10 protein-coding genes, 3 tRNA genes and 1 pseudogene are annotated in these 16,892 nt (G+C 72.3%); 4 read left to right on the plus strand and 10 right to left on the minus strand.

Annotation, left to right across the window (positions count from 1 at the left end; genetic code table 11):
- Window positions 1–44: 44 nt before the first annotated feature.
- From NPS70_RS28695 to NPS70_RS10905, 5 genes are all read right to left on the minus strand, one after another.
- Window positions 45–1,478 (minus strand): alpha/beta fold hydrolase, encoded by a 1,434-nt coding sequence (locus NPS70_RS28695; RefSeq protein WP_256523933.1) that lies wholly within the window; start codon window positions 1,476–1,478, stop codon window positions 45–47.
- A 573-nt stretch (window positions 1,479–2,051) separates the two neighbouring features.
- On the minus strand, window positions 2,052–2,258 hold the full coding sequence (locus tag NPS70_RS10890; RefSeq protein WP_256523934.1) for a hypothetical protein: 207 nt from the start codon (window positions 2,256–2,258) through the stop codon (window positions 2,052–2,054).
- Between the two features lie 884 nt (window positions 2,259–3,142).
- Window positions 3,143–3,219 (minus strand) — tRNA-Ile (locus tag NPS70_RS10895).
- Window positions 3,220–3,417: 198 nt separating this feature from the next.
- A tRNA-Asn gene (locus tag NPS70_RS10900) sits at window positions 3,418–3,490 on the minus strand.
- Window positions 3,491–3,495: 5 nt separating this feature from the next.
- Window positions 3,496–3,568: transfer RNA gene (locus NPS70_RS10905), tRNA-Asn, on the minus strand.
- Between the two features lie 172 nt (window positions 3,569–3,740).
- Between NPS70_RS10905 and NPS70_RS10910 the strand changes: the two genes are divergently transcribed.
- The 4 genes from NPS70_RS10910 to NPS70_RS10925 all read left to right on the plus strand — a co-directional run bounded on the left by NPS70_RS10910 (window position 3,741) and on the right by NPS70_RS10925 (window position 9,383).
- The gene (locus NPS70_RS10910) at window positions 3,741–4,040 is read left to right on the plus strand and encodes a YtxH domain-containing protein (RefSeq protein ID WP_256523935.1); all 300 of its coding nucleotides are present in this window, start codon (window positions 3,741–3,743) and stop codon (window positions 4,038–4,040) included.
- A gap of 35 nt (window positions 4,041–4,075) precedes the next feature.
- Window positions 4,076–5,521, plus strand: a complete 1,446-nt coding sequence (locus NPS70_RS10915; protein ID WP_256523936.1) for an FGGY family carbohydrate kinase — start codon at window positions 4,076–4,078, stop codon at window positions 5,519–5,521.
- A gap of 188 nt (window positions 5,522–5,709) precedes the next feature.
- Window positions 5,710–7,443, plus strand: a complete 1,734-nt coding sequence (locus tag NPS70_RS10920) for an ABC transporter ATP-binding protein (protein WP_256523937.1) — start codon at window positions 5,710–5,712, stop codon at window positions 7,441–7,443.
- Window positions 7,440–9,383 carry an ABC transporter ATP-binding protein gene (locus NPS70_RS10925; protein ID WP_308314998.1) on the plus strand — a complete coding sequence of 648 codons (1,944 nt, stop codon included), beginning with the start codon at window positions 7,440–7,442 and terminating at the stop codon, window positions 9,381–9,383. Before NPS70_RS10920 ends, NPS70_RS10925 begins: the two co-directional genes overlap by 4 nt.
- 50 nt (window positions 9,384–9,433) lie before the next feature.
- Here NPS70_RS10925 and NPS70_RS10930 read toward each other — a convergent pair whose 3' ends face one another.
- The 5 genes and pseudogenes from NPS70_RS10930 to NPS70_RS10950 all read right to left on the minus strand — a co-directional run bounded on the left by NPS70_RS10930 (window position 9,434) and on the right by NPS70_RS10950 (window position 16,807).
- Window positions 9,434–10,513 carry a sigma-70 family RNA polymerase sigma factor gene (locus NPS70_RS10930; protein WP_374211979.1) on the minus strand — a complete coding sequence of 360 codons (1,080 nt, stop codon included), beginning with the start codon at window positions 10,511–10,513 and terminating at the stop codon, window positions 9,434–9,436.
- A 412-nt stretch (window positions 10,514–10,925) separates the two neighbouring features.
- Window positions 10,926–12,836 (minus strand): DNA primase, encoded by a 1,911-nt coding sequence (gene dnaG / locus NPS70_RS10935; RefSeq protein WP_256523938.1) that lies wholly within the window; start codon window positions 12,834–12,836, stop codon window positions 10,926–10,928.
- A gap of 63 nt (window positions 12,837–12,899) precedes the next feature.
- Window positions 12,900–14,162, minus strand: a complete 1,263-nt coding sequence (locus NPS70_RS10940; RefSeq protein ID WP_256523939.1) for an FAD-dependent oxidoreductase — start codon at window positions 14,160–14,162, stop codon at window positions 12,900–12,902.
- Between the two features lie 179 nt (window positions 14,163–14,341).
- Window positions 14,342–15,760, minus strand: a complete 1,419-nt coding sequence (locus NPS70_RS10945; protein WP_256523940.1) for a deoxyguanosinetriphosphate triphosphohydrolase — start codon at window positions 15,758–15,760, stop codon at window positions 14,342–14,344.
- A 49-nt stretch (window positions 15,761–15,809) separates the two neighbouring features.
- A pseudogene (locus tag NPS70_RS10950) lies at window positions 15,810–16,807 on the minus strand (sirohydrochlorin chelatase).
- Window positions 16,808–16,892: the final 85 nt, after the last annotated feature.

The raw sequence follows: 16,892 nt of genomic DNA on the forward strand, positions 1-16,892 counted from the left end.
GGAGTCCGAGCCTACCCGACGTGTCCCGCGCAGCATGAGGCGATTCACCCACCTCTCCGACCCGTTTCCTCGATGAACTGCGCAATCAGTCTCGCCGCCTCGTAGGCGTGACAGCGGTCCACGAGAAGGGTCTGGTGGTCGGGCCCTTCCACTACGCGGAGGTTGTTGCCGTGTTCCGCCTCATGACCCCGGAGCAGTTCTTCGCAGTACGGGATCTCTCGCGGATCCCGGTCCACGGCCTGACGCGTCGTGATAACCAACGCCGGAGCGGCCACCGGCTCCACCGGCTCGCTGTGATCAGTGAGTTCTCGTTCGATCGAGGACCATTCACGCTGCGCCGCCTGCCACAACCGGGCGTCGGTGTACTGGGCGAGAGCACTCCTCTGACTTGCTTTCGGCAGTGAGCCAAGCCAGTCGGGGCGGCTTAACAGGACCCCGCTTCCCAGTCGAAGCCAGGTCGCCGTCGAGGACAGCGTTCGTCCGAATCTGCTGTTCCCGGCCGAAGCGTGAATACTGCTGCGCAACTCGGTCAGGTGAGCGGGAGTGATGTAAACCAGGCCCCTCAGCCGACCGGAGAGCCGCGACGCGGCCCGCCGAGCCAGTTCGCTTCCCAGCGCATGCCCGACCAGTAGCACACCGCGGTCCGCCGGAACCACTGCTCTGACGAGGTCTTCCAGGTCGTCCACCGACTCCGGTGACCGATAAGGGCCCCGGGCTCGACGGATGCTTGCGGAGTAGCCGGCGCGGGAGTACGTCACGACTTCGACCCCGGTGAGGGAAGTCAACCATTCGGTGACCCACGCAAAATCTTCCGAGGTGGAGGCAACGTTGTGACAGAAGACAACAACGGGCGCGCCGGATTCCTTGCCGGCCACATCGCAGGCCAGGGTGTTCCCATGGCGGGTGACGACGGGCTGCGAAGTCGGTCTTCCCCGAAGAACCACGAGGCGCCGATATGCCATCAGGGCGGCACCACCGACGGCCGCGGCCGTCACAAGCAACGCCGTGGCGCCGGCCGTGCTGTCGTCCCGCCCCGCAACAGCTCTGTGGGAGCGAGGCGTGCTGGTGTAGGCGACTGCGGGGTGCATTGCAGGAAAGGCCGTCGCGAACCTCCCGAGCCCCATCACGAACCCGGTGACCAGGTGAAACCCCGTGGTTGCGCCCAGGAAGACCCGGGTGAGTCTTCCACCGGTGCAGCTCACCAGAGGGAACAGGCACTCAAGGCCCAGCACCGCGTACTGGGTGCACCGGGACAGCTGCGGGTGGCGCACGGCGAGACGGTAGATGCGTTCGGCGCCGAACGTCTGTGTCCTCAGGATCCCCGAGAGGGCGTGGCCGCTACGCCATTGCCTTCCTGTGAGCTTGACCCATCCGGAGGCCGAGTAGGCCAGGTGGGCATGCAGTGCCACGAACCAAAGCAAGGCGTCCTGGGTGCGCTCATTTCGTGAAAGACGGGCCAGTCCGGTGGAGACCTGCACAAGGTTGGATACCTGGTCGGATCCGTCTCTTCCATAGCGGTGGCGAGTCTGCAAAAGAAGTGACGAACCGAAGAGAAAGAGACTTGGGGCCCCGCGCCACCGCCCCCGCCCCGGTAGGAGAAGTGCGAGACTGGCGACTACTTGAGCACCGTGCAGGAAGACCGTGCAGGGTTTACGGCTGGCACGGTCAACAACGTTTCGGAGCCATGGGTTCCTGGTGTCCAGAAACCGCCGCATGACGCCCCAGTCCCCGATGCCGCCGGGGTCCATGTGACGATTTTGGTGCAGGTGCTCCAGCGATGCGGACAGGGTTGTCAGGGCCGCTAGCCTCTCCGAGATCCCCAACGCCGCGGATCTCGACACCGGGACAGGGGAAAAGAACGTTGCAGTGACCTTCCGAAGGAACTTCAATGAAGACTCCCTGACGAATGCCCCTGACGCTCTGCACGCAGCTTGGGGCCTGTCTCAGAGCGGGAGTGGCCGCTGGAACGAGGAGCAGCCAGAGGAGGCCTTCGTCCCAGCGAACAGCCCGGTGGCTTTGCGTGCCCGCGCGCCCAAGGCCACCGGGACGGGTCAGCGCGGTTCACCCCTGCGCTCGGTGACGACGGCGGGTGGCGGACTCACCGGGCCCAGACCCGCCTCGACGGTCGATTCAGCGGCGACGACCACATCCGTGGAATGGCTGTTCCTCACCGCGAGATCGAGCGAATTTCGTTCCACCATACCTTCCGGCATTTCACTCAGGACTTCTTCATTCATGAACGCCTCGATACGCCCCATGCATACCCCTCCTCATGCGGCCTCCCTCGTTCGACCACGAAGCCGAATGCGGCGATGACCACACCTCAAGAATAGCGAAATCTCAACCGAGCGAATTGCGAAGGAGTCCGGGAAATTGGCGCAAAAACCACTGCTGCGGCAATCCTGAATTCCCTGCAGGTTTCCTGCACGCCACACCTGCGACCGCAGGATACATTTTCGAGATTAGAGTAGGGGGGCAACGGGGTCAAGGCCCGCGTAACTGCCGGGACTCTTGAGGCGCATGTGCCAAATTCCGCTTCGCCCGTCTGCGGCATGCCGGGTAGATTCGGTGATGCCGCCTTCCCCCAGCTGAAGTGGATGGCGCGGCACACCCTGCGGCTGCCCACCGGTTCACCCCGCCGACGGCGGCAGCGGACTGTGGGCGGTTCGCACGGTGCCTCACGGCCTCAAAGGGCGGGGGCGCCAAGCAGCGTCCGCCCCGGCCCGCCGCTTCCATGCGCGCTGCACGCGGAGCGTCGGCCCCGGCCGGGAGCCCGACATGGACGTGAGCGTAGAGCTTGGCCTTCTCCGCGTCCGGCGCCGACGGCTCGCCCGGCCTCGACGAAGCCCCTCGAATTCGCCCCCCACCCCGGCGGGCCTTGCTGTCCGTGGCCATTGGCCGGGCCGCGGAGATGCTCGGCCTGCGTCTCGTCGACGACGGCGTCACGGCGCCAGCGGCCCGCCCGGGTTCCCCCGGCCCGCCACACGGCGGTGCAGGAGCGGTCTCCGGACAGCCGGGTTTTGGCCGTGATGTAAGCCATGGGAGCGGATCGCACGAGGCTTCGGTGCGGCGTCCGTGCGGCGAACGCTGCGCGGCAGCTAGCGTGAAACCCGCATCCTCGCGGGCCACGATGATGCTTCCGTGGTGGGGCGGGTGGGACTCGAACCCACGGCCGACGGATTATGAGTCCGCTGCTCTAACCGGCTGAGCTACCGCCCCTCACGGCGCGCCGCGCACATATGTGCGCGCCGTCTGCCGCAGCATAGCCGGTCATACGATCTCCCGCCTCGCCTGGTCGGCAACGCCTGACCATGAGGACTCCGCTGGTCGCCGCATGGTTCCGCATCCGTGCAGAACGCACGAAATGTCGCACGGCACACGCGAAGAGGGCCCCCGCCGGGGGCCCTCTTCGCTCTGCTCCCCCGGCTGGACTCGAACCAGCAACCCTCCGGTTAACAGCCGAATGCTCTGCCAATTGAGCTACAGGGGACCGCGCTCCCCCGACTGGACTCGAACCAGTAACCTGCCGGTTAACAGCCGGCTGCTCTGCCAATTGAGCTACAGGGGATTGCTGCGTGTGCACCGAACGTACCTACCGAGGGCTCCCCGGAGGGCGTGCGCTCGCTGCGACACATACATTAGCGCAAGCAGGGGGGTGCTCCGCCAATCGGTTCGGTGCCGGGTGATCACGTGCCCCGGAGGGTAGGCGGGCAGCACCGACGCAACGGAAGGTGACACCCATGCGGTACAAGCTCACGTTCGTCGCCGGGCTGGCCCTCGGCTTCGTGCTCGGCGCACGGGCCGGGCGCGAGCGGTACGAGCAGCTCAAGAAGTCGGCACGGGAGATCTCGCAGAACCCCGCGGTGCGCAACGCGGCGGAGTCCGCCGCCCACAACGGGCGGGAGGCCGCCGGCAAGGCGTTCCACGCCGTGAGCGACAGGATGGGGGAGCACGTGCCCGACTCGGTCGCCGAGCGGGTGCGGGCCCTGCGCGAGCGCGGGCCCGCGGCGGAGGACGACTGGGGAACGAGCAACACCTGACGCGGCCCCCGTGCCCGTGCGGCAGAATTCCGGGCATGGGGATTGTCGCCGGATTGGACAGCTCGTCCGAGTACACACGCATCGTCGTCTGCGACGCCGACACGGGCGCGGTGCTGCGCCAGGGCTATGCGCAGCATCCCGTCGAGCCGAAGGCCACCGAGGTGGACCCGCAGTCCTGGCTGCTGTCCCTCGGCGAGGCCGCCGGTTCGGGCCTGCTGGAGGGCGTGGAGGCCATCGGCGTGTCCGCGCAGCCCCACGGGATGATCCCGCTCGACGCCCAGGGCGGCCTGGTGCGCCCGGCCCTGGTCGGCAACGACAGGCGTGCCCAGGTGGCGGCGGCGGATCTGGTGGACGCGCTCGGCGGGCGCCAGGCATGGGCCGAGGCGGTCGGCTCGGTGCCCCAGGCCGCTCAGCCCGTCGCGAAGCTGCGGTGGCTCGCCCGGAGCGAACCCGAGGCCGCCCAGCAGGTGGCCGCCGTGCTCCAGCCGCACGACTGGCTGGTGTGGCAGCTGCTCGGACGGCCCGCCCGCCGCACGACGGACCGGGGTGCGGCCTCCGCCACCGGCTACTGGTCCGCCGCCACCGGTGCCTACCGGCCCGACCTCGTGGAGACCGCCCTCGGCCACCGCTGCGCCCTGCCGGAGGTGCTCGGCCCGGCCGAGGCCGCCGGCACCACTCCCGAGGGACTGCTGATCTCGGCGGGTACCGGGGAGACGATGGCCGCGGCCTTCGGCCTCGGGGTCGGTGTCGGGGACGCCGTGGTCTCGCTCGGGGCGTCCGGCTCGGTGATGGCGGTCCACCACGAGGCGCTGGCCGACCCGAGCGGGATGATCACCTCGTTCGCCGACGCCACCGGGATGCACCTGCCGGTGGTGCACACCCTGAACGCCGTCCGGGCGCTGCGCGGCACGGCCGAGATGCTCGGCGCCGGGGAACTCGCGGAGCTGTCGGCACTCGCTCTGGCGTCGACGCCCGGCGCCTCCGGACTGGTGCTCCTCCCCTATCTGGAGGGTGAGCGCACCCCGATGCTCCCGCACACCGCCGGCACCCTCAGCGGGCTGCGCCGCGAGTCGATGAAGCCCGAGCACCTGGCGCGGGCCGCCTTCGAGGGGATGCTCTGCTCGCTGGCCGACGCCCTCGACGTGCTGCGCGGGCGGGGCGTGTCCGTCGGGCGGGTCTTCCTGCTGGGGGCGGCCGCGGAGCTGCCCGCCGTCCAGGCGATCGCTCCCTCCGTCTTCGGGGCTCAGGTCGTGGTGCCGCAGCCCGCCGACTACGCGGCGCTCGGCGCCGCCCGGCAGGCGGCCTGGGCGCTGGGTGCCGCCCGGGGCACCCACTCCCCCGCGGCGCCGCCCCGCTGGCAGGGCGCCGCGGCCCAGGTGTTCGAGGCGGGTGAGGAGGCGGCCGTCGGCAGCGCGGTGCGCCAGCAGTACGCGGCGACCCGCGAGCAGGTGCACCCGGGGGCCTTCCCGCCGGTGTCCTGAGACGGCCCGGCCGGGGCGGGCGCGGGGCCGGGCCGCCGTCGCGGGGCGGCGGACGCGCCCGGGTCCGGCCGCGTGCACCGGTGCGGGCGCACTCTTGACCCGGCCTTGGGAAAACCCTTGGGTGTCCGGTCCCTCCGTGGCGCAAGATGAGGTGACCCCCGATCTTCGCCGACCCCGAGAGACCGTACGTGCTGATACGACTGCTCCGGACCTATCTGGGCCCGTATAGACGCCCCATCGCCCTGCTGGTGGTGCTGCAACTGCTGCAGACCAGCGCCACCCTCTACCTGCCGAACCTGAACGCCGACATCATCGACAACGGCGTCGTGAAGGGTGACACGGGCTACATCCTCTCCCTCGGGGCGCTGATGATCGGCATCAGCGTCGTCCAGGTGCTCGGCAACATCGGGGCCGTGTACTACGGGGCGCGCACCGCCTCGGCCGTCGCGCGTGACATCCGCGCCGACGTGTTCGCCGGGGTCCAGGGCTTCTCGGCCCGCGAACTGGGGCAGTTCGGCGCCCCCACGCTGATCACCCGGACGACCAACGACGTCCAGCAGGTCCAGATGCTGGTGCTGATGGCCTTCACCCTGATGGTCTCCGCCCCGATCATGTGCGTCGGCGGGATCGTGATGGCGCTCGGCCAGGACGTGCCGCTGTCCGGGGTGCTGCTGGCCGTGGTGCCCGTGCTGGGCATCTCCGTGTCACTGATCGTGAAGCGGATGCGGCCGCTGTTCCGCACGATGCAGGAGCGCCTGGACACCGTCAACCGGGTGCTGCGCGAGCAGATCACCGGCAACCGCGTGATCCGCGCCTTCGTCCGCGACGGCTACGAGCGGGAGCGCTTCCGGACGGCGAACCGGGAGCTCACCGACGTCTCCCTGGCCACGGGGCGGCTGATGGCGCTGATGTTCCCGACCGTGATGACGGTGGTGAACGTCTCGTCGATCGCCGTGGTGTGGTTCGGCGCCCGGCGGATCGACAGCGGCGGTATCGAGATCGGCGCCCTGACCGCCTTCCTCGCCTATCTGATGCAGATCGTGATGGCCGTGATGATGGCGACCTTCATGTTCATGATGGTGCCGCGGGCCGAGGTGTGCGCGGAGCGCATCCAGGAGGTGCTGGACACCGAGTCCAGCGTCCGCCCGCCCGACGCCCCCGTGCGGGAGCTGGGCGAGCGGGGTGTGCTGGAGATCCGGGACGCGGACTTCCGCTACCCCGGCGCGGAGGAGCCGGTGCTGCGCGGGGTCTCCCTCACGGCGCTGCCGGGCCGGACCACGGCGGTCATCGGCTCGACGGGCAGCGGCAAGTCGACCCTGCTCGGGCTGGTGCCGCGGCTGTTCGACGTCACCGGCGGGCAGGTGCTGGTGAACGGCGTGGACGTGCGAGAGCTGGACCCGGCGGTGTCGGCCCGCACGGTCGGGCTGGTGCCGCAGAAGCCCTACCTGTTCGCGGGCACCGTGGCGAGCAACCTGCGCTACGGCGACCCGGAGGCGTCCGACGAGGAGCTGTGGCGGGCCCTGGAGGTGGCGCAGGCGGCCGACTTCGTCCGCGGGCTGGACGCCGGGCTGGAGGCGCCGATCTCCCAGGGCGGCACCAACGTCTCGGGAGGGCAGCGCCAGCGGCTGGCGATCGCCCGCACCCTGGTGCAGCGCCCGGAGGTCTACCTCTTCGACGACTCCTTCTCCGCCCTGGACTACGCGACCGACGCGGCGCTGCGGTCCGCCCTGGCCGACGAGACCTCCGAGGCGACCGTGGTCATCGTCGCCCAGCGGGTCTCCACCATCCGCAACGCGGACCGGATCGTGGTCCTGGACGAGGGCAGGGTGGTGGGAGCGGGCACCCACGACGAGTTGATGGCCGGCAACGGAACCTACCGGGAGATCGTGCTCTCCCAGCTGACGGAGGCTGAGGCGGCGTGAGCGGGCCGGGTGTCGGCGGACGGATGATGGCGGGCGGGGCCCCCACGGACCGTTCGATGGATTTCAAGGGGTCGGGCAAGCGCCTGCTGCGCCGGCTCGCCCCGGAGCGGGCCGCGCTGTGGCCGATGCTGGCCGCCGCGGTGCTGAGCGTCGGGCTGTCGGTCGTCGGGCCGAAGATCCTGGGCATGGCGACCGACCTCGTCTTCGCCGGGGTGGTCGGCCGGCAGACGGCGGAGGGTGCCTCCAAGGAGCAGGTCGTCGCCTCGCTGCGCGAGCAGGGCGACGGCGGGCTCGCCGACATGCTCGCGGGCGTGGACTTCACCCCCGGTCAGGGGATCGACTTCACGGCGGTGGGCCGGGTGCTGCTCGCGGCCCTGGCGGTCTACGTGGGCGCAGGGCTGCTGATGCTGGTCGCCACGCGCCTGTCGACCGTGGTGATCAACCGGACCGTGTACCGGATGCGCGAGGACGTCCAGGGCAAGCTGGCCCGGCTGCCGCTGTCCTACTTCGACAGGGCGCAGCGCGGTGAGGTGCTCAGCCGGGCCACCAACGACCTCGACAACATCTCGCAGACCCTCCAGCAGTCGATGGGGCAGCTGATCAACTCGCTGCTGACCATCGTGGGAGTGCTGGTGATGATGTTCTGGATCTCCCCGCTGCTGGCGCTGGTCGCGCTGGTGACGGTGCCGTTGTCGGTGGTCGTGGCGGCGAGGGTCGGCAAGCGCTCGCAGCCGCACTTCGTCCGGCAGTGGACGTCGACGGGTGCGCTCAACGCCCATGTCGAGGAGATGTACACCGGCCACACGCTGGTGAGGGTCTTCGGGCGGCAGGAGGAGTCCGCCCGGCGGTTCGCCGAGCACAACGAGGACCTGTACGAGGCGGGGTTCCGGGCGCAGTTCACCAGCGGCATGATGCAGCCGCTGATGTTCTTCGTCTCCAACCTGAACTACGTGCTGGTGGCGGTCGTCGGCGGGCTCCGGGTCGCCTCGGGCTCGCTGTCGATCGGCGACGTGCAGGCGTTCATCCAGTACTCCCGGCAGTTCTCGATGCCGCTGACGCAGGTGGCGTCGATGGCGAACCTGCTGCAGTCCGGCGTCGCCTCCGCGGAGCGGGTCTTCGAGCTGCTCGACGCCGAGGAGCAGGAGCCGGACGCGCCGCGGCAGGAGGGCCGTACGGCGGCCGGACGGCCGGCGGGCCGGGTGGACCTGGAGAAGGTCTCCTTCCGCTACGAACCGGACAAGCCGCTGATCGAGGGCCTGTCGCTGTCCGTCGAGCCGGGCCACACGGTCGCGATCGTGGGCCCGACGGGTGCGGGCAAGACCACGCTGGTGAACCTGCTGATGCGGTTCTACGAGGTGACCGGCGGGCGGATCACCCTGGACGGGACGGACATCGCCTCGATGCCGCGCGACGAACTGCGCGCGGACATCGGCATGGTGCTCCAGGACACCTGGCTGTTCGGCGGCACGATCGCGGACAACATCGCCTACGGTGCCGCGCGGGAGGTCAGCCGCGAGGAGGTCGAGGAGGCGGCGCGGGCCGCGCATGCCGACCGCTTCATCCGCACCCTGCCCGAGGGCTACGACACGGTGATCGACGACGAGGGCTCGGGCGTCAGCGCGGGCGAGAAGCAGCTGATCACCATCGCGCGGGCGTTCCTGTCCGACCCGGTGATCCTGGTCCTCGACGAGGCCACCAGCTCGGTCGACACCCGGACCGAGGTGCTGATCCAGCAGGCCATGGCCCGCCTCTCCCACGGCCGGACGAGCTTCGTCATCGCGCACCGGCTCTCCACCATCCGGGACGCCGACGTGATCCTGGTCATGGAGGACGGCGCGATCGTGGAGCAGGGCAACCACACCGAGCTGCTCCGGGCCCGGGGGGCGTACGCGCGGCTGTACGACGCCCAGTTCGCCCAGGCGGCGGTCGAGGTGGAGTGACGTCCTTCCCGGGGGTGCCGCCCGGCGCGGCGCCCCCGGGGCCGGCCCGCTCAGTCCAGGTAGCCGCGGAGCTGGTCGGCGAAGGCGTGGTCGCGGAGCCTGCCGAGGGTCTTGGACTCGATCTGGCGGATCCGCTCCCGGGTCACGCCGAAGAGCCTGCCGATCTCCTCCAGGGTGCGGGGTCTGCCGTCGACCAGTCCGTACCGGAGCTGGACCACCTTGCGCTCCCGCTCCCCGAGCGTGGACAGCACAGCCTCCAGGTGCTCGCGCAGCAGCAGGAAGGCCGCCGACTCCACGGGCGAGGCGGCGTCGCCGTCCTCGATGAGGTCGCCGAGGGCCACGTCCTCCTCCTCGCCGACGGGGGTGTGCAGCGAGATGGGCTCCTGGGCGAGCCGCAGCACCTCGCCCACGCGCTCGACCGGCAGGTCCAGCCGGGCCGCGACCTCCTCGGGCGTGGGCTCGTAGCCCAGCTCCTGGAGCATCCCCCGCTGGACGCGGACGACCCGGTTGATCAGCTCGACCACGTGGACGGGCACCCGGATGGTGCGCGCCTGGTCCGCCAGCGCACGGGACATCGCCTGGCGTATCCACCACGTGGCGTAGGTGGAGAACTTGTAGCCGCGGGCGTAGTCGAACTTCTCCACCGCCCGGATCAGCCCGAGGTTGCCCTCCTGGACGAGGTCGAGCATGGTCAGGCCGCGGCCCACGTAGCGCTTGGCGACGGAGACCACGAGCCGCAGGTTGGCCTCGATCAGGCGCCGCTTGGCGAGGCGGCCCATGACGACCAGGCGGTCCAGGTCCGCGGCGAGGCGGGAGTCGGGGTCGGTTCGGGCCAGCCGCTCCTCGGCGAACAGGCCCGCCTCGACGCGCCGGGCGAGTTCGACCTCCTCCTCCGCGCTGAGCAGCGGTATGCGCCCTATCTCGCGCAGGTACTGGCGGAACAGGTCGGACGAGGGGCCGGAGGGTTCGGCCCTGCGGGGCGGCCCGGGCGGGCGGGTCTCCTCCGGCGGCCCGCCGGGGAGCCGTTCCGGCAGCACCTCGGGGTGGCCGGCGGGCGGCCCCTGGCCGGGCACCTGTCCGACCGGGGCGACGGCGAGGGCCGTCGCTGACGTGTTCGCGGTCTCGGTCAGGGTCCGGGTCTGCACGAGGGCGACCTCCAGGGTGATCGCTGCCGGTCGGGGGCGTTCGACAGCTCCGAGGGCTCAGGCACCGCCCCCCAGTGTGGGGTACGGCACATCGCCGCCACGAGGGGCGTGCGGGCACTTTCTGGAACCCGTTGTGACCGGACGGTTACGCGGATGCCCCCTTGTGTGCCGGTCTGGCGGGATCGTCGGGCGTCCGGAGCGGGCGCCTGAGCCGGCGGTCCCGCGGGGTGGCGACCGGGCCGGGGCCTGTCCGGCACAGGGCGTCGCACCCGGAGGGCGGGCCCCGGTGTCCGGTGCGTGCGGTCGCACGGCGAGGGAGGCGGTGCGCAGCGGGCCGCGCCGGGGACCGGCGACGCCGTCGGGCGCGCAGGGCGCCGCCCGGACGGGAGGAGCGGTCCTACAGGGCCGCGGCGCCCTGGTTGCGCAGGGCCTGGCCGTACTGCTGGAGCACCCAGAGGTCGCCCGCGACGGCCGCGTAGTGCTCCGGGTCGGCGGTGGTACCGAGGCGGGACAGCTGGCCCTGGATGTCGCGCACCCGGCGGTCGACGGCGCGCAGGCGGACCGCCACCAGCTGCTCGCCCGCGTAGATCTCGTCGACCGTCCGACGCAGGATTGCCTCGACCGCGAGTTCGGTGACCATGGCGCGCACCCGGTCGTCGGGGGCGGCCTCGCGGACGGCGACCAGGTACGCCTGGGGGTCGGCGACGCCGCGCTCGGCGCCGCCCGCCTCCATGATCGCCTGGCGGACGGCGGCGTAGGGGGCGGCGGTGAACTCGTCCGCGCCGTAGGCGTCGAACGCCGGGGAGACCAGCTCGGGGTGCTGGAGGGCCAGCTTCAGCAGCTCGCGCTCGGTGGTGTGGACGGGGTTGCGCAGATGGAGCGCCGCGCCGCCGGAGCGGGGGGCGGCGGGGGCGAACTCCTCGCGGCCTCCCGCGCGGGGCGGCCCGGACGGCGGGCCGCCGCCCTGCCGTCCGCGCTCACGGGCCCAGCGGGCCAGCTGCGCCACCCGCTTCACGACGAACTGGGTGTCCAGGATGCCCAGGATGCCCGCGAGCTGGACGGCGGACTCGTGCTGGATGGCCACGTTCTTGATGCCCGCGACGATAGGGGCGGCCTCGTCGAGCGCGGCCGCGCGCCCGGCCGGGGTCTCCAGGTTGTGGCGGGCGACCGTGTGCCGGAGGGCGAACTCGAAGAGCGGGGTGCGCGTGTCGACCAGCTTCTGCACGGCCGCGTCGCCCTCGGCCAGGCGCAGCTCGCACGGGTCCATGCCGCCGGGCGTGATCGCGATGGAGGTCTCGGCGGCGAACTTCTGGTCGTCCTCGAAGGCGCGCAGCGCGGCCTTCTGACCCGCCGCGTCACCGTCGAAGGTGAAGATCACCTCCGCGGTGGCGTTGTCCATGAGCAGGCGGCGGAGGATCTTGATGTGGTCCCCGCCGAAGGCGGTGCCGCAGGTCGCGATGGCGGTGGTGACCCCGGCGAGATGGCAGGCCATGACGTCGGTGTACCCCTCGACGACGACGGCGCGGCTGGTGCGGGCGATCTCCTTCTTGGCGAGGTCGATCCCGTAGAGCACCTGCGACTTCCGGTAGATCGCGGTCTCGGGGGTGTTGAGGTACTTGGGGCCGTTGTCGTCCTCGCGGAGCTTGCGGGCGCCGAAGCCGACGACCTCGCCGGTGATGTCCCGGATCGGCCACATCAGGCGGCCACGGAAGCGGTCGATCGGGCCCCGGCGGCCCTCCTGGGAGAGGCCGGAGAGGAGCAGCTCCTTGTCGGTGAAGCCCTTTCCGCGCAGGTACCGGGTGAGGTGGTCCCAGCCGGCCGGGCTGTAGCCGATGCCGAAGTGCTCGGCGGCGGACTGGTCGAAGCCGCGCTCGGCCAGGAACCTGCGGCCGATCTCCGCCTCCGGGGAGTCGAGCTGCTCCGTGTAGAAGGTGGCGGCGACGCGGTGCGCCTCGACCAGCCGGATCCGCTCCCCGCGCTGGTGGGAGGGGTTGTAGCCGCCCTCCTCGTAGCGCAGGGTGATGCCCGCCTGGGCGGCGAGGCGCTCCACCGTCTCGGAGAACGAGAGGTGGTCGATCTTCATCACGAAGGCGATCGTGTCGCCGCCCTCCTGGCAGCCGAAGCAGTGGAACAGGCCCTTGCTGGGGCTGACCTGGAAGGAGGGTGACTTCTCGTCGTGGAAGGGGCACAGGCCCTTGAGATTGCCGCCGCCGGCGCTGCGCAGCTGGAGGTACTCGGACACGACGGCGTCGATCGGGACCGCGTCCCGGACCGCCTTCACGTCGTCATCGTTGATCCTGCCTGCCACGCGTGAATTCTACGGGGGAGCACCGACGGTCTCCGCCGCCGTGTGCCCTCCGCGGCCGGGTGCTCAGCCGGCCAGGTCGGCGAGCGGCACACCCGGGTCGCCCAGCGCCTGGGCGTCCACCCGGGCCCCGGACCGGATCATGCGCTGGATCGGCTCGGTGACATCCCACACGTTCACGTTCATCCCGGCGAGGACGCGGCCCCCGTCGAGCCAGAAGGCGATGAACTCCCGCTTGCCGACGTCCCCGCGGAGGACCACCTGGTCGTAGGAGCCGGGGGGCGCCCAGCCCGAGTACTCCAGGCCCACGTCGTACTGGTCGGAGAAGAAGTAGGGGACCCGGTCGTAGGAGACCTCCCGGCCGAGCATGGCCCGGGCCGCGGCGGGCCCGCCGTTCAGGGCGTTGGCCCAGTGCTCGACGCGGAAGCGCTCCCCGACCAGGGGGTGCCGCTGCGCGGCGACGTCGCCGGCCGCGTAGATGTCGGGGTCCGAGGTGCGCAGGGCGGCGTCGACGGCGATCCCGCCGCCGTGCGCCCGGTCGGCGAGTTCCAGCCCGGCGCCCTCGGCGAGCGCCGTGCGGGGGGCGGCGCCGATGGCGGCCAGCACCTCGTGGGCGGGGTGCTCCTCGCCGTCGTCGGTGCGGGCCGCGAGGACCATCCCGTCCTGGCCGGTGATCTCGGTGAGGCGGGCGCCGAAGTGGAAGCGGACGCCGTGCTCGCTGTGGAGGTCGGCGAAGACCTGGCCGAGCTCCGGGCCGACGACCCGCTGCAGCGGGGTGGCCTCCGGCTCGACGACGGTGACCTCGGCACCGTATCCGCGGGCGGCGGCCGCCACCTCCAGGCCGATCCAGCCGGCCCCCGCGATGACGAGGTGGCCGTTGTCCCGGCCGAGGGCCCCCAGCACCCGGCGCAGGCGGTCGGCGTGGGAGAGGCGCCGCAGATGGTGGACGCCCGCCAGGTCGGTGCCGGGGATGTCGAGGCGGCGGGGCTCGGCCCCCGTGGCGATCAGCAGCTTGTCGTAGTGGAGGACGGACCCGTCGCCGAGGCGGACCGCCTTCGCCGCCCGGTCGATGGAGACCGCCGTCTGGCCGAGGTGCAGCTCGACGTCCGCTCGGGCGTACCACGCGGGCTCGTGGACGAAGACGCCGTCGCGCTCCTCCTTGCCGGTCAGGAGCCCCTTCGACAGCGGGGGACGCTCGTAGGGGCGGTCGCGCTCGTCGCCGACGAGGATCACTCGCCCGGTGAACCCCTCGGCGCGAAGCGTCTCGGCGGCCTTGGCCCCGGCCAGTCCACCGCCGACGATGACGAAGGTCCTATCTGCGTCGACCACGTGATGCCTCCTCTGATTCCCAGCGCTGCTCGGCCATCAGCGAGCGTCCCGCACTGAGCGTGATGGCGGAAGAGGGGATGCCCTCTCCTGGGGATGCCCTCTCTTCGGTGCCCTGCCCGACGACACACGAACGATCACCGTAGTCGCTGAGTGCCGTGCCGGCCGTCAGCGGCGGGTCGTCAGCCGCGGGAGGGCAGTCCGGCGTGGAGCGTACGGGCCGAGGCGTCGGTGAGGGACGCGATCTGGTCGACCACCACCCGCTTGCGGGCACGGTCGTCGGGCGCCGCGTCGAACAGGGCGCGGAACTGCGGCTCCAGGCCCTCGGGCGCGCCGGCGGCGAGGGCCCCGGCGAGTTCGGTGAGGACCACCCGCTGGTCGGCGCGGAGTTCCTCCTGCTCGGCGCGCTGCATCACATAGCGGTCGGCCACGGCCTTGAGCACGGCGCACTCGGCGCGGGTGGCCCGGGGGACGACCAGCTCGGCGCCGTAGCGGGTCAGCCGGCCGCCGCCGTACGCCTCCCGCGTGGCCCGCTCGGCCGCGAGGGCGAAGCGGCCGATGAGCTGGCTGGTGGCGTCCTTCAGCATGGCCTGGGCGGGTGCGGAGCCGTCGTAGTGGTGCGGCCACCACGGCTGGCCGGTGAGCCGGTCCAGCGCCTCGTCCAGCTCGGCCGGGTCGGTGCCGCGGGGGACGTAGCGGCCGACGGCGACCGACCACACGGACTCCCGCTCGGCCGGTGACCGCAGGCGGTCGGGGTCGATGTGCCCGGCGTGGAGGCCGTCCTCGAAGTCGTGCACCGAGTACGCCACGTCGTCCGACCAGTCCATCACCTGCGCCTCGAAGCAGGTGCGGTGCTCCGGTGCCCCGCGCCGCAGCCAGGCGAAGACCGGCAGGTCGTCCTCGTAGACGCCGAACTTGGCCGAGGACGGGTCGGCGGGGTTGCCACCGCGCGGCCAGGGGTACTTGGTCGCGGCGTCCAGGGCGGCGCGGGTGAGGTTCAGGCCCACGCTGACGGCCTCGCCGGTGCCCGGGGCGGGGGCGAAGCGCTTGGGCTCGATCCGGGTGAGCAGGCGCAGGGACTGCGCGTTGCCCTCGAAGCCGCCGCAGTCCGCGGCGAACTCGTCGAGCGCCTGCTCCCCGTTGTGCCCGAAGGGCGGGTGCCCGAGGTCGTGGGCGAGGCAGGCCGCCTCCACCAGGTCGGGGTCGCAGCCGAGGGCGGCGCCCAGTTCGCGGCCGATCTGGGCGCACTCCAGCGAGTGGGTCAGCCGGGTGCGGGGGCTGGCGTCCCAGGTGTGCCCGCGGGTGCCGGGGGTGACGACCTGCGTCTTCCCGGCGAGGCGGCGCAGCGCCGAGGAGTGCAGCACGCGGGCCCGGTCGCGCTGGAAGGCGGTGCGGCCGGGGCGCTTGTCCGGTTCGGGGGCGAAGCGCTCGGCGGAGGCGTCGTCGTAGGGCCCGGCCCCCGGGTGGGCGCCGGAGCCGAGAGCCGGTGCCTCGGGGTCGTGGGGCCACACCGCCCCCGGCGCATGGGGCGGGTAGAGCTCGCGGCCGCGGTCGTGGGGCCAGGTGGTGCCTTCGGTGCCGGTGGTGCCAGTGCCGTCCATGCGTCCGACGGTAGCCGCCCGCAGCGGCACGGGGCACCGCGGCAGCCGCTCAGGCCGCGACGAGTTCCGTCCCCCGGACGCTCCCGGCGTGGTCCGGGCGGGCGAGGGCCTCGTCGTAGCGGCGCAGCAGCAGGCGGGCGAGGGCGGGGTGGGCGCCGAGCGGCTCGGCCGCGATCCAGGGCGCGTCGGCGGCGCAGCGGGTGGCGAAGAGGCCGGGGGCGGTGAAGTGCGACGCGAGGGCGATCCGGTGGCGCCCGCGGGCGGCGAGCGCGCGCACGGCGGCGGGCACGCCGGGGGCGGGGGTGGAGGCGTAGGCGGCGACGACGGGCACCCCCAGCCGCTCGGCGAGCAGCCCGGCCGTGCGGCGGGCGTCGGCCGCGGAGTCGGGGTCGCGCGAACCCGCGGAGGCCAGGACCACGGCGGCCCCGCGGCTGCCGGTCTCCCGGTCCGACCAGCCCGCCTCGGCCAGCCGTGCGCACAGCGCCTCCACCAGGAGCGGGTGCGGCCCGAGGGGGGCGGCGATCCGCAGGGGGGCGGTCGCCGCGGCGGCGGCGCGCGGCAGGTCGTGCTTGACGTGGTGGCCGCGCCCGAGGAGCAGGGGCACCAGCACCCCGGGGGCGCCGTCCAGCCCGGTGAGGGCTTCGGGCAGGAGCGGGGCGTTCAGCTCGATGTGGCCGAGGCGGACGTCCAGTCCGGGCCGGAGTTCGCGGACCAGGTCGAGGAGCCCGCGCACGGTGCCGAGCGCGCGGGGGTCGCGGCTGCCGTGGGCTACGGCGACAAGGGCGGGCCGGCGGGGTGCTGGGGGCATGGGCGGCGGCTTCCGTTCGGTCGGACGCGGCTCAGCTGGGCTCCGAGCTGGGCCGTGATGCGGGTGAGGAGGTACGCGGTGGTGGTGAACTCGGCCGCGGGGGAACCGGCGGCACCGGGCGGGTCACCGGGACCGGGGTCCGTTCCGGGGGCGGCCGGCGCGCCGCGTTGCGCGGGGTGCGGGCCGGGTGTCCCGGCGGGAGGGGGCGGGGACTCAGGAAGGTGTTCCTGCACCGTCATGGACCGATGGTGCCGCCCGCAGGTTGCCGGGGTGTTGCGCAGGGGTGACGGGCGTTTGCGCCCTGCTCACGCAGGGTGCCGCGAC

Source organism: Streptomyces sp. C10-9-1 (genome assembly GCF_024497955.1).
GTDB classification, from domain to species: Bacteria; Actinomycetota; Actinomycetes; order Streptomycetales; family Streptomycetaceae; genus Streptomyces; species Streptomyces sanyensis.

What these genes read in the sequence shown, in the direction of transcription:
- NPS70_RS10910 (WP_256523935.1), top strand. Translation starts at nt 3,741, where the DNA reads ATGCGGTACAAGCTCACGTTCGTCGCCGGGCTGGCCCTCGGCTTCGTG.
- NPS70_RS10945 (WP_256523940.1), bottom strand. Translation starts at nt 15,760, where the DNA reads ATGGACGGCACTGGCACCACCGGCACCGAAGGCACCACCTGGCCCCAC.
- NPS70_RS10890 (WP_256523934.1), bottom strand. Translation starts at nt 2,258, where the DNA reads ATGGGGCGTATCGAGGCGTTCATGAATGAAGAAGTCCTGAGTGAAATG.
- NPS70_RS10915 (WP_256523936.1), top strand. Translation starts at nt 4,076, where the DNA reads ATGGGGATTGTCGCCGGATTGGACAGCTCGTCCGAGTACACACGCATC.